The sequence below is a fragment of the Maribacter sp. MAR_2009_72 genome (genome assembly GCF_007827235.1).
GTDB classification, from domain to species: domain Bacteria; phylum Bacteroidota; class Bacteroidia; order Flavobacteriales; family Flavobacteriaceae; genus Maribacter; species Maribacter sedimenticola.
In genome coordinates, this window is sequence record NZ_VISB01000001.1 from 1,429,800 (window position 1) to 1,442,148 (window position 12,349).

Below are 12,349 nucleotides of genomic sequence, written 5' to 3' on the forward strand. Positions count from 1 at the left end.
GGAATATTAGCGGTATAAAATGCGCATAAAATTTAAAAATTGAATACGCGCCCGTCATCTGCCAAGTGCACGTTCGCAAATATGGTCTCTGCTTCTTGCTTAAACAATTCTATACTTTTATAACGAGTAGAATAATGCCCCAATATCAAATCCTTAACATTGGCCTGCTTTGCAATCTTTGCAGCCTGCATGGCGGTCGCATGTTTAGTTTTAGTGGCCAATTGCGCCTCTGATTCCAAAAAAGTAGATTCATGGTACAGGACATCCACACCCTCAACATATTTGGCGGTTTCTTTAGTATAAACCGTATCACTACAGAATGCATACGATTTTGGAGGCGCAGGGTCATAGGTCAACACGTTATTGGATATTAAGGTTCCGTCATCCAATATTACATCCTTACCGTTTTGAATATTACGATAATAGGCTATATCTATACCATACGCTTCTACCGCCTCTATATTCAATTTACGTTTGGCCAATTTCTCCTTAATCAAAAATCCGTTGGTATATATTCTATGGGACAATGGTATGGTCGATACCGAAATTTTGGCATCCTCAAAAATAAGCTCAGGCCCAATACCGGTAAGTTCATGAAATATTAGCGGATAGTTGGTCCAAGAATCTCCCAATTTCATTAGTAAGGTAATTGCTTCCTTAATACCTTTTGGTCCATAGATATGTAATTCTTTTTCTCTACCCAAAAGCCTCATTGTAGAAATAAAACCTGGCAGGCCAAAAAAATGATCTCCGTGTAAATGGGAAATAAAAATATGATTGATTCTAGAAAACTTGACCTTATGCTTACGTAATTGTACTTGCGTACCCTCGCCACAATCCAACAACAAAATATGCCCATTGATTTCCAAAACTTGTGCCGTAGGATTTGTTAATGTTCGAGGAGTTGCAGCATAACAACCCAAAATGGTAAGACGCATAGACAATTACAATAAAAATTTGCACTACCAACAAAATTGTTGCAGCTTCATTAAAGACCTTATACAAACAGACTTAAAACAACTGAAATTTGGACTTAGATACCCAAATCCCTCTCTATCTCCTCCATTTCCACAATATCACGTGCTTCTTTTAGGGTAGGTACCAAATTGATTTCTTCGGGTACATCATCATAGGAAACCTTTCCGGAAACCAACACAAACGATTTACCGTTTTTCTTATGCTTCTTGGAAATTTCCAAAAAAGACAAGACGTTGTACGGAGTTAACTTTGAAAAACCCAAAAGGTCCACCACTAAATTATCGTTCTTTAGCTTGGAATATTCCTTCTCTAAATTTTGCAAAAAGATGTCTATGGAAATGTTTTCCTGGGATATGATTATCAGTGATTCCTCATTATTAAAAACCATATTACTTTATTTTAGATGCCAATAAATAAATTACGGCCATACGTATGGCCACCCCGTTTTCTACCTGATTTAAAATGATGGATTGTTTAGAGTCCGCAACATCGCTTGTAATTTCCACGCCCCTGTTAATTGGACCCGGGTGCATGATGACGATTTCTTTGTCCAAACTGTCCAATAACTTTTTATTTACACCAAATTGTTGGGTGTACTCCCTAGTAGTGGGGAAGTAACTGATGTCCAAACGTTCATTTTGTATTCGTAACATATTGGCAACATCGCACCAATCCAAAGCTTTTCTTAAATTGGTTTCCACACCCACACCAAGCGATTCAATATATTTTGGCAATAAGGTCTTTGGTCCGCAAACCTTAACGTTTGCCCCTTGCAATTTTAAGGCGAATATATTTGACAATGCCACCCTAGAATGCAGAATATCACCCACTATGACTACATTCTTACCGGCTACGTCCCCTAATTTTTCCCTAATGGAATAGGAATCCAATAAGGCCTGTGTAGGATGTTCATGTGCACCGTCACCAGCATTGACTATTGACGCCTTTACGTGCTTGGAAAGAAATATGCCCGCACCAGGGTTAGGATGCCGCATTACAACCATATCCACTTTCATGGACAAAATGTTGTTTACGGTATCTATAAGTGTTTCACCTTTTTTTACGGATGATTGGCTAGCTGAAAAATTAAGCACATCTGCAGATAGCCTTTTTTCTGCCAATTCAAAAGACAATTTAGTACGTGTACTATTTTCAAAAAAGATATTGGCAATGGTAATATCACGTAGAGAAGGAACCTTTTTAATAGATCTATTGATTACCTCCTTAAAATGATCGGCAGTTTCAAAAATAAGCTGAATATCAGATTCATTAAGATATTTGATTCCCAATAAGTGTTTTACACTCAGTTCGCTCATTTCGTTATCTATTTACTAAATATATGATATCCTCACCATCATTCTCCTTCCACATTACCTTTACCTTTTCGTCATTAATAGCATCTACTTGTCTGCCCCTATAATTGGGCTGAATAGGTAAATGCCTACTAAACCTACGGTCTATTAAACATAACAATTCCACATCCTTTGGTCTTCCAAATGACTGCAATGCCGTCAATGCCGCATTAATACTTCTACCTGTATACAGTACGTCATCAATAAGGACTACATTTTTATCCTCGACCAAAAAATCTATATTGGTTTTAGTAGCTTCTAAAGTTTTGTCCCCTCGTCTAAAATCATCCCTATAAAACGTAATATCCAGAAAGCCCAAATCTATGTGCTTTACTTTATATTCATCTTTTAAAATTCTGGTCAACCGTTGTGCCACGAACTTACCACGCGGCTGTATACCAATAAGTACCGTATTTTCAAACGTTAGATGATTTTCTAATAACTGGCAAGCCAAACGATGAAGGATAATGTTGATTTCTTTGGAAGAGAGTAAGACTTTTTGACCCATAATAAACCAGCCGTGCGTTTAGCTCAACAAAAATAGATAATTCTAGCTAAACTTTAATACTTAAAATTGGGAAGTAAAATCTAAAATTTCAACACCGTATTTTTAAGGCTTAAAAATCATAATCCCAAAATAGAAAAAAAAGCTTCTTTATGACTTTCCCCAATTGGTATTCTTACATCATTGATTACAATTCTATTTCTTTGTACGGTCTTGATAAAATTGACATTTACAATGAACGATTTATGCACCCTTAAGAATTGATTTGGAGGTAATTTACCCATAATCTCCTTAAAGCTCATTAAGGTAAGTATGGTCTTGTTCGTATTACATATATGTATTTTTAGATAATCCTTTAGACCTTGTATATATTCTATTTGGTCCAAGTCTATCTTAATACTTTCATATTCCGCCTTTACGAATATGAATTTCTTTTCTACCATTGTATCCCCTATAGATGGGAAAACATTGGCCACGAATGCGGGATTCTCCTTTTTGGAAATTAAATCCTGCACCCTTGACACCGATTTTATAAAGCGATGATATGGAATAGGTTTTACTAGGTAATCTACCGCATTCAACTCAAACCCATCTACTGCATATTGTGAGTAGGCCGTTGTAAAGATGAACAAAGGCCTGTTGTCCAAAGTACCCATAAAATCAATACCGTTAATCTGAGGCATTTCTATATCACAAAAAATTAAATCTATTTTCTTGTCCTTAATATCTGTAATAGCATCTAAAGGGTTGGTATAGGTGTTTATCAATTCAAGAAAATCCAACTTTTCACAGTAACCTGATAAAATCTCTATGGCCAATGGCTCATCATCTATTATAATACATTTCATAAGCCCTGTTTTAATTGATAAATGGTTAGTGATACCTCGTAATTATTACCGTCATTATCTACCTTTAATTCATGTAGTGCCGGATAAATTAATTCCAGCTGATTTCTAATATTTTCAAGCCCTATCCCAGAATTTTTAGAAGGCTCCCTAAATATTCCTATTTTGTTCTTTACATTAAGGTAAATAGACTCATCGGTTATGGTCAAGGTGATTTTAACATAGGTCTTTCCTTTATAATCCGTTCCGTATTTAAAGGCGTTTTCAATAAACGATATGAACAACAATGGAGGCACGGCCCTTCCCCTATCTTCACCAGTAATCTTTAATGAAACATTTTCACTATCAGACAACCGTAAACGCTGTAATTGAATATAGCTTTTGATATAGTCCAGCTCTTTGTTGAGCGGCACCAAATCCTTATCTGCCTCATACAACATATACCGCATTAATTCAGAAAGATCCACAATTGCTTGGGAAGTATCTGGCGATTTTTTAACCGATAAAGCATATATTGTATTCAGTGTATTGAACAAAAAATGAGGATTTAACTGTGCTTTCAATAATTGCAGTTCAGATTTTATGCTTTCCTTTTCTACGGACAATCTTAAATTCTCATTACGTTTCCACTCCACATATAAACGCAAAATTGCACTTATGACATAAGGTATTCCAAAACTTATAAAGGATCTATAAATTGGTGTATATCCAAAATTTCTTCTTGGCCCTGGACCAAAAAAGGCATTGTCCGGAATAATTGGTTCATACATATGGTGCAATACCATAACGGAACACAGCAATAACACTAGTGATACCATGATATAAAAAAGCACATTCTTCTTAAGTAAAAGTGCCGGAACCAAGTAAAAATAATTGATATAGAACAAGGCAATAATTGCCACCAACTTAGGCAATAGGTCTGATGGTATTCTTTGGGCATTGTTCAACACCGGATAGAATGCAAACCCGTAGAGCAACATCCAAATGCTAATATGCACCAGAATCTGAACCCGATTTTTAACCAACAATTTTACCATTTGCACAATAGGCTCAATGAATCAATATTAGAAACTTCTCGAGCTCAGAAGGTAAAACTATAGGGCTCTTTCCTGTATTTAATTTGGATACTACAAGATGTGCCACTGCTATTGCCTGTTCCTTGGTGGCAAAAGGCTGTTTTCCTGCTATACCCGGTATGTACTCTTGAACTATCAATACTTTTTTGCCCTTCATAATTTTATAGCCAAACCCCCCATTCAACTCTACCACCTCTCCATACACGGCGTGTTTATCTACAATTTGCTGGTATTGATATATTCCAAAAAATACAATCATCAAAAATAAGAGGATACCTATGTTAAATTTTGCCTTAGAACTCATAAATAAATGTTTAAAAATGGGCCAACCCTTATCGATTGACCCAAAAAATTAACAACTCAAATCCTTAAACACCCTTTAATCTTCTTCCTCGTACTCATCCAAAGGAAAAAACTCATCTAGATTGTCCAAATAAAGACTACCTGTTCTGCCCATTCCAATAAAAGCTCGGTTTCCATTGGAAAACGCAATTGCATCTTGCCTGGTAGCACCTTCAAATGAAGTTTTTTGCTCCCATTCATCAGTTACCGGGTCATATTCCCAAACGGTATTTGTGGCACCGTTCAATTCTCCACAGGCAATATACCCATAACCATTAAGGGTAAAACCTACTGCATTGCTACGCGCAATGGCATAGTCATCCTCTTCGTCCAAATCCAATTTTTTGGTCCAATTTTCCGTTGCCGGGTCAAACACCCAAAAATCGTCCAGATAAACCCCATTGGAAACGCCCGTACCCAAGTATACCAGCCCATTTATGGTAAAACTAGTGGCAGAACGACGTTTATTACCGCCATAACCTACCAACTCTACCCAATTATCAGCAACGGGATCGTACTTATAAAAATCCTTTTTATCATTCTCACCATCATATCCGGTACCTACATAACCATAACCATTTACGCCGAACGCTACAGCATTTCTTCTTGCGGCAGGTAACGGTGCAATTACTGTCCACGTATTTGTCATAGGGTCATAGGAATAAAAATCACTTAGTTCGTCCACACCATCATAACCGGTACCTATGTACCCCTTGCCATCAATCTCAAAACCAACGGCCGCATTTCTGGCAACGCCGGGAAAATCGGCCTTTTGAGACCAATAATCCCCTTCCATGTCATAAGCCCAAAAAGATGCCAAATAATCATCACCGTCATAACCTACCCCCATATATCCTATGTCATTGATCGTAAACCCAGAAACACTGCTACGCGCACTTCCGTCAAAAACGGATTTCTCGATCCAGTTACCTAGATCTTCATCATCGTCATCACTATTACAACTTATAAATAGTAAGGCTACGGCCGCCATACTTGTTATCCTTAAAAAATACGTATTGCTTCTATTCATCGTTTTTATTTTAATTGCCATTTTGTTTGCTCCAAATCTAGTAGAGCAGTCATCCTCCCTAAAAATGCAATAGATAAATTATGGTTTTTAACATACCAAACCGGCAATTTAATCTACCAATGCGTACTTGCCTTTAGTAGTACTATTCACTATGTTCATCTTATAACTTTCCCAGTTGGTCTATTGCGGTTTTACGAACCATAGTTGGTTTCTAGTTTTGAGAAAAACATACGTTCAATGCACATTGTAAAACACCCAAAACCCAAGATATTTGGGATTATACCCTTTCTAGCCCTTTACATTATGGTAATGTCCTGTTCACAGGAAAATTATAACGACTCTGATTTTGTAGCAGGCGAAACATTTACCAATAGTAACATTCAACTTTATCATATAGATACTCTGAGCGTTGAGACCTCCACCATGAAATTTGACAGTATTATAACTTCTGAGTCTACTAGAATTTTAGTGGGCAGGTACCATGATTCGATTTTTGGTACGGTAAACGCGTCAGGCTTTATGCAATTTCTACCCTCAACTTACAGTATTGACACGGAAGCCCAGTTTGATAGTATTGTTTTTATTGCCGGATATGACAATTATTATTACAACGATACACTACAAAAAAATACAATTGAAATTAAACGGATCAGCGAACAATTGAAACCTGCAGATGGGGATAATTTTTACAACACAAGTACAATTACCTATGACGAAGACAACCTAGGTTCAATAGAATATTACCCAAGACCTATTTCCGGTGATTCCATACGAATTAAACTTATGGACCATTACGGTACGGATATATTCAATCAACTTCAAGAAAAGAATATTGTAAATACCGATGAATATATAGATAGATATAAAGGTATTGCCATGGTTCCAAGGGGTAGTGACAACGGATCGATAATTGGATTTTCAAAAAGCGCCGACCGCACCTTCGTTAGGTTATATTATAGCATTCCTACTTCTGAAGAGTCGGTTCAAGGATATTTGGATATACGATTAAATACTACAAGTACGCCTATACCTTTTTTTAACCAGATTACCGCTGATGCCCCAATTCCTCCACTACAAACATTGATCAACAGTGAAATAAACTTGGCTAGTGCGGCCTCTAATAATCAAAGCTACATACAATCCGGTATTGGTATAGCCATGCGTCTGCAGTTTCCAAATATGTCCACATTATTTGATATTCCCGGTAACGGAACTATTCTTGACGGTGTACTCAAGATTAAACCTGCGCCCCTATCCTATAGTGACGAATTAATACTGAGCGATTCCCTTGCCGTTTATGTCGTTGACCACAATAATGTACTAACGGAACAATTAAGCATTTCCGGTAGCGCTGTTTATGCCATCCTAAACAAGGAAAATCAAGAGTTTAACGATATATATTACCAATTACCCTTAGCTTTTTATCTAGAGGAACTACAATTAAAAAGTAGGGATAAGGATGACGCCCTGATCTTACTTCCCATAAATTATAATTCTACCGTTGATCGCTTTGTGCTAAATGCAAACGGTAATGGAGCCAACGAAACCACATTAGAACTAACCTATGCAATATATGATGAGGAAGAATAAGCAGCAGTGCCTAATTTTGATTATTTTTTTAATTACGTTATACCATGGAAGGGCTCAATCCGAAGCACTTACAAGCTCCCCATATTCCCTCTACGGTCTAGGAGTCATCAACCAAACCAGCATTGGCAAGTTCAATGGCCTGGGATATAGCGGTATAGGTACTAAATCAATGTATGAGTTAAATAACTTAAACCCATCTACCTATGCGCTCATTCCCCAAAATTCTTTTCTATATGATATTGGGGTTACAGGAGAATTTAACAACTACAGCAATAAAAGTACTTCCGAAAACAAAACTATCATAAACTTCTCCAATTTAGCTTTTGGGTTTAGAATTGCGGAAAATCTTGGCGCAGGTATTTCCCTAATACCCTATAGTGATGTTGGCTATTCAATTTTGGGCGTAAGCACCAATATAGAAGGTTCCACACAAACCTTTGAAAGTAATATTACCGGCGTTGGGGGATTAAGCGATTTACGCCTAAATATTGGTTACGCCCTAACGGACCGCTTTAGGATAGGGTTAAGTACTTCTTTCTTATTTGGCAACATTGAAGAAAATGAAGCCTTTATCTATAATACTACCACATTTGAATCTACTGAAAAAACCAATTATAATGGTGCTAGGATTGGATTTGGAATGCAGTGGGATATAATGGACCAAATAACCATAGGTGCTACCGCGCAACTACCTACCAGTTTAAACGGACAATTAAAGCGGTCGGTAACAAAGAATCTATATGGTACGGAAATTAGTGTAGAAGACGAGAAAACCGATAACGTGGCCGACTTTAATTTACCCTTGGAACTTGGTGTAGGACTTAGCTTAAAGCCCATTGATCAAATTACACTTAATGCAGATTACAAGAAAAACTTCTGGAGCAACACCAACCAGTCGGAAAATATTGGCACATATACCGATCAAGATATCTTTGCCCTTGGCCTGGAATATGTTAACAACCCCAAAGGTTATAAGTATAGCCAAAGAATTAGATATCGATTAGGCTATAATTACGATAACGGATATTTAAATATTGCGAATAAAAAAGTTGAAGGTTATAACATTACCGCAGGTATAGGCATACCTACAAGTAGAGGTACACATTCCATGATCAACCTATCTTATAGCTATGGTTCAAAAGGCATTTTACAAAACGTATTGGTCAAGGAAAATTACCATCTATTAAGTTTAAACTTAAGCTTAGAAGACCTATGGTTCGTTAAAAGAAAAGTCAACTAAAACTCACAAAAACGTAATCCTTAAGAATCTCCACTAGTAATTCATTTTATAGGAACCCTAATAGGAACCGGTAAGGTGATAACTAAAAAAGCCCGGACAACAATCCGGGCTTTTACTTATAATCCTTTTAAAGGATCTATATCAATGAAATTACTTCTTCTTAGAATCAGCTTCCATTTTGTCTTTCAACGCTTGTAACGCATCGTTAGCATCACCTAAAGTTGGCTTAGCTTCATCTGCACTAGCTGCTTGTCTTTTGACAGCCGCTTTTACGTTACGTTGCTCTTCTTCACGGAAAATAGCAGTATGACTAGCTACTACACGTTTGAAGTCTTTGTTGAACTCAATAATCTTGAATTCAGCTTCATCGCCTTTACCTAGTTTTTTACCATCTTCTTTTTCCAAGTGACGTTGTGGAATAAATGCAGTAATATCCTCGTTAAATTCAATTGTTGCACCCTTATCGACTACATCAGAAATGGTTGCTGTATGAACTGTACCCAATGCGAATTCAGTTTCATATTTATCCCATGGGTTTTCAGTAGTCTGCTTATGACCTAAGCTCAACTTACGACCTTCAACATCAAGTTCCAATACTTCAATTTCTAAAGTATCACCTACGTTAGTAAACTCAGATGGATGCTTGATTTTCTTAGTCCAAGAAAGATCGGAGATGTAAATTAAACCGTCTATACCTTCTTCTAGCTCAACAAAAACACCAAAGTTTGTAAAGTTTCTTACAATACCTTTATGTTTAGAACCTACAGGGTATTTAGTAGTAATATCAGTCCAAGGGTCTGGAGTCAATTGCTTGATACCAAGAGACATTTTACGATCTTCACGATCCAATGTCAATACGACCGCTTCTACCTCATCACCAACATTTACGAAATCCTGTGCAGAACGCAAGTGCGTAGACCAAGACATTTCAGAAACGTGGATAAGACCTTCAACACCTTCAACAACTTCGATGAATGCGCCGTAATCAGCGATAACAACTACTTTACCTTTTACTTTATCACCAATCTTAATTTCATCGGATAAAGCTTCCCAAGGATGCTTCTCCAATTGCTTAAGACCTAATTGTATTCTAGATTTGTTTTCATCAAAATCAAGAATTACAACATTTAATTTCTGATCTAATTCAACGACCTCGTTCGGGTGGTTGATTCTGCTCCAAGAAAGGTCAGTAATGTGAACTAAACCATCAACACCACCAAGATCAATAAAGACACCGTAAGAAGTAATGTTTTTAACAACACCTTCTAATACTTGTCCTTTTTCAAGTTGGCTAATGATTTCTTTCTTCTGTTCTTCAATATCAGCCTCAATAAGAGCTTTATGAGAAACAACAACGTTTTTAAATTCGTGGTTGATTTTTACAACCTTGAATTCCATTGTTTTGTTAACATACTGGTCATAATCACGAATAGGCTTAACATCAATTTGAGAACCTGGTAAGAAAGCTTCAATACCAAATACGTCAACGATCATACCACCTTTAGTTCTGCATTTAACAAAACCACTAACGATTTCTTCTTTGTCATGAGCCGCATTTACACGGTCCCAAGCCATAATTGTTCTCGCCTTTCTGTGAGATAGTACCAATTGACCACTTTTATCCTCACGAATATCGATCAATACCTCTACCTTGTCACCTACTTTTAAACCTGGGTTATAACGAAATTCGTTTAACGAAATTACACCTTCAGATTTTGCATTGATATCAATGATAGCTTCCCTATCAGTAATATACACCACTTTTCCTTCAACAACTTCAGCATCTGCAGTGTCAACGAAATTTTCGGCTACCAATTTTTCAAATTCCTGCAATTTAGAATCATCAACACGCTCAATTCCTTGTTCGTATTTCTCCCAATTAAAGTTTTCTAAAAATTCTTGAGGATCTTGCTGTGGAGTCTCTACAGCAGTTTGTTGTGTTGCTTCGGTAGTTTCAGCTACCTCTGCGTTTGTTTTTTCTTCAGCCATTTGCTGATCAATAATTTGTATTCCATAACCTTATCAAGACTTAGGCAACGACTATGAAAGTTGTTACGTTTATTTTTTTAACTATCCTTTTTCTCTTGATATGCTTGCAAAAAAGGTGTGCAAAACTAATCATTTTATTTCAAATAGGCAACCTACTTTATTAAGTATCAAGGCAATTAAATTTTATACGGCCGTTTTTAAGAAAAATAATATTAATATGCCTATCTTACAAGCATTATATTAACCATTAAATAAAAGATTATTATGAGTGTTAAAGCAAAATACCAAGGTGTTCTAGACCTAGGTGAGCAATTGGGAATAAAAGATGGAAACGTTACCGTTGAAGGCGATATTCTTAAAGTAAAGGGACAAGCAAAAACTCCTTATGAAAAAGATTTGATTTGGGACAAAATCAAAGCCATTGGCGGAGAGAGCCCATCTGATATAAAAGCAAATATTACTGTAGAAGATGATTCTGTATATCACAGACATGTTGTCAAAAGTGGCGAATCATTGAGCAAAATAGCAAAACATTATTATGGTGATGCTATGAAGTATAAGTCCATTTTTGAGGCCAATACCGGTATTTTGAAAAATCCTGATGTAATTCATCCTGATCAAGTATTGGTTATTCCTAACAAATAAGTTGCAAAGCAATTATTATAAATAAAAAGAGGTTAGCGCTGCTAACCTCTTTTTTTATGTCTATTTATTGATGATCCTTAGCGCATGCTCATAAATTCTTTGGAACTGATCTTCCAAACCTACGTCGCTATTGTCAAAATCTATGGCGTCCTTGGCTTTTACCAGTGGTGAAATTTCCCTATTGGAATCTATATAATCTCGCTTCTGAACATTCTCCAAGATATCCTCATACTGAACGTCCTCTCCCCTATCCAGCAATTCCTTATACCTTCTTACCGCTCTTTTTTCTGGTGATGCAGTCATAAAAATCTTAAGTTCGGCATCTGGAAAAACTACGGAACCTATATCCCTTCCATCCATAACAATACCTTTATCAACACCCATTGCCTTTTGCAAAGCAACCAGTTTTGAACGTACCTCTGCCAGTTCTGAAACCTGACTAACGTTCTTGGAAACGGGCATTGTCCTAATCTCCTTTTCTACATTTAAATTGTTCAAGTACATTTCCGCAAATCCAAGATCCTCGTTGAACACGAAATTTAATTCTATCCGATCTAACGCATTTACCAAAGCTTGCCTATCAATTTTACCATCCTCTACAAATCCGTTTTGCATTGCAAACAGGGTTACGGCACGGTACATTGCACCAGTATCCACATAAATGTACTGAAGCTTTTTTGCCAACTGTTTGGCCAAAGTACTTTTACCTGTAGAGGAAAAACCATCTATTGCTATGGTAATCTTTTTCATATTCTAA

Annotated in this window: 13 protein-coding genes; 3 read left to right on the forward strand and 10 right to left on the reverse strand. The window is 36.7% G+C overall.

What is annotated here, in order from left to right:
- Positions 1-32: 32 nt before the first annotated feature.
- From JM81_RS05910 to JM81_RS05945, 8 genes are all read right to left on the reverse strand, one after another.
- On the reverse strand, positions 33-938 hold the full coding sequence (locus JM81_RS05910; RefSeq protein ID WP_144801349.1) for a ribonuclease Z: 906 nt from the start codon (positions 936-938) through the stop codon (positions 33-35).
- Positions 939-1,033: 95 nt separating this feature from the next.
- Positions 1,034-1,366: a ribonuclease Z gene (locus JM81_RS05915; RefSeq protein WP_144801351.1), complete on the reverse strand. Its 333-nt coding sequence runs from the start codon at positions 1,364-1,366 to the stop codon at positions 1,034-1,036.
- A gap of 1 nt (position 1,367) precedes the next feature.
- Positions 1,368-2,294, reverse strand: a complete 927-nt coding sequence (locus tag JM81_RS05920; RefSeq protein ID WP_089259805.1) for an aspartate carbamoyltransferase catalytic subunit — start codon at positions 2,292-2,294, stop codon at positions 1,368-1,370.
- Between the two features lie 4 nt (positions 2,295-2,298).
- The gene (gene pyrR, locus JM81_RS05925) at positions 2,299-2,838 is read right to left on the reverse strand and encodes a bifunctional pyr operon transcriptional regulator/uracil phosphoribosyltransferase PyrR (protein ID WP_089259804.1); all 540 of its coding nucleotides are present in this window, start codon (positions 2,836-2,838) and stop codon (positions 2,299-2,301) included.
- A gap of 116 nt (positions 2,839-2,954) precedes the next feature.
- Positions 2,955-3,683: a LytR/AlgR family response regulator transcription factor gene (locus JM81_RS05930; RefSeq protein ID WP_144801353.1), complete on the reverse strand. Its 729-nt coding sequence runs from the start codon at positions 3,681-3,683 to the stop codon at positions 2,955-2,957.
- On the reverse strand, positions 3,680-4,717 hold the full coding sequence (locus tag JM81_RS05935) for a sensor histidine kinase (RefSeq protein ID WP_144801355.1): 1,038 nt from the start codon (positions 4,715-4,717) through the stop codon (positions 3,680-3,682). The genes JM81_RS05930 and JM81_RS05935 overlap by 4 nt, the downstream gene beginning before the upstream one ends.
- Positions 4,718-4,730: 13 nt before the next feature.
- Positions 4,731-5,060 carry a DUF4907 domain-containing protein gene (locus tag JM81_RS05940; protein ID WP_144801357.1) on the reverse strand — a complete coding sequence of 110 codons (330 nt, stop codon included), beginning with the start codon at positions 5,058-5,060 and terminating at the stop codon, positions 4,731-4,733.
- 75 nt (positions 5,061-5,135) lie between these two features.
- Complete coding sequence (locus JM81_RS05945; RefSeq protein ID WP_144801359.1) at positions 5,136-6,128, reverse strand: Kelch repeat-containing protein; 993 nt, start codon at positions 6,126-6,128, stop codon at positions 5,136-5,138.
- Positions 6,129-6,365: 237 nt separating this feature from the next.
- On the opposite strand from JM81_RS05945, the gene JM81_RS05950 reads away from it, so the two are divergent.
- Together JM81_RS05950 and JM81_RS05955 are read left to right on the forward strand one after the other, a co-directional pair.
- On the forward strand, positions 6,366-7,718 hold the full coding sequence (locus tag JM81_RS05950) for a DUF4270 family protein (RefSeq protein WP_144801361.1): 1,353 nt from the start codon (positions 6,366-6,368) through the stop codon (positions 7,716-7,718).
- On the forward strand, positions 7,702-8,958 hold the full coding sequence (locus JM81_RS05955) for an OmpP1/FadL family transporter (protein ID WP_261374975.1): 1,257 nt from the start codon (positions 7,702-7,704) through the stop codon (positions 8,956-8,958). The genes JM81_RS05950 and JM81_RS05955 overlap by 17 nt, the downstream gene beginning before the upstream one ends.
- Positions 8,959-9,108: 150 nt before the next feature.
- Here the strand turns inward: JM81_RS05955 and rpsA are convergent, their stop codons facing one another.
- Entirely contained in the window at positions 9,109-10,947 is a 1,839-nt protein-coding gene (rpsA, locus tag JM81_RS05960; protein WP_144801363.1) for a 30S ribosomal protein S1, read from the reverse strand.
- A 264-nt stretch (positions 10,948-11,211) separates the two neighbouring features.
- On the opposite strand from rpsA, the gene JM81_RS05965 reads away from it, so the two are divergent.
- Positions 11,212-11,592: a LysM peptidoglycan-binding domain-containing protein gene (locus JM81_RS05965; protein WP_089259797.1), complete on the forward strand. Its 381-nt coding sequence runs from the start codon at positions 11,212-11,214 to the stop codon at positions 11,590-11,592.
- Between the two features lie 60 nt (positions 11,593-11,652).
- Here the strand turns inward: JM81_RS05965 and cmk are convergent, their stop codons facing one another.
- Complete coding sequence (cmk, locus tag JM81_RS05970; RefSeq protein ID WP_144801365.1) at positions 11,653-12,342, reverse strand: (d)CMP kinase; 690 nt, start codon at positions 12,340-12,342, stop codon at positions 11,653-11,655.
- Between the last annotated feature and the right edge of the window lie 7 nt (positions 12,343-12,349).

Bases quoted from the DNA above. Each gene is read 5' to 3' on its own strand.
- JM81_RS05920 (WP_089259805.1), bottom strand. From the start codon at position 2,294: ATGAGCGAACTGAGTGTAAAACACTTATTGGGAATCAAATATCTTAAT.
- JM81_RS05930 (WP_144801353.1), bottom strand. From the start codon at position 3,683: ATGAAATGTATTATAATAGATGATGAGCCATTGGCCATAGAGATTTTA.
- JM81_RS05940 (WP_144801357.1), bottom strand. From the start codon at position 5,060: ATGAGTTCTAAGGCAAAATTTAACATAGGTATCCTCTTATTTTTGATG.
- JM81_RS05965 (WP_089259797.1), top strand. From the start codon at position 11,212: ATGAGTGTTAAAGCAAAATACCAAGGTGTTCTAGACCTAGGTGAGCAA.
- JM81_RS05945 (WP_144801359.1), bottom strand. From the start codon at position 6,128: ATGAATAGAAGCAATACGTATTTTTTAAGGATAACAAGTATGGCGGCC.
- rpsA (WP_144801363.1), bottom strand. From the start codon at position 10,947: ATGGCTGAAGAAAAAACAAACGCAGAGGTAGCTGAAACTACCGAAGCA.
- pyrR (WP_089259804.1), bottom strand. From the start codon at position 2,838: ATGGGTCAAAAAGTCTTACTCTCTTCCAAAGAAATCAACATTATCCTT.
- JM81_RS05950 (WP_144801361.1), top strand. From the start codon at position 6,366: ATGCACATTGTAAAACACCCAAAACCCAAGATATTTGGGATTATACCC.
- JM81_RS05955 (WP_261374975.1), top strand. From the start codon at position 7,702: ATGATGAGGAAGAATAAGCAGCAGTGCCTAATTTTGATTATTTTTTTA.
- JM81_RS05935 (WP_144801355.1), bottom strand. From the start codon at position 4,717: ATGGTAAAATTGTTGGTTAAAAATCGGGTTCAGATTCTGGTGCATATT.
- JM81_RS05910 (WP_144801349.1), bottom strand. From the start codon at position 938: ATGCGTCTTACCATTTTGGGTTGTTATGCTGCAACTCCTCGAACATTA.
- JM81_RS05915 (WP_144801351.1), bottom strand. From the start codon at position 1,366: ATGGTTTTTAATAATGAGGAATCACTGATAATCATATCCCAGGAAAAC.
- cmk (WP_144801365.1), bottom strand. From the start codon at position 12,342: ATGAAAAAGATTACCATAGCAATAGATGGTTTTTCCTCTACAGGTAAA.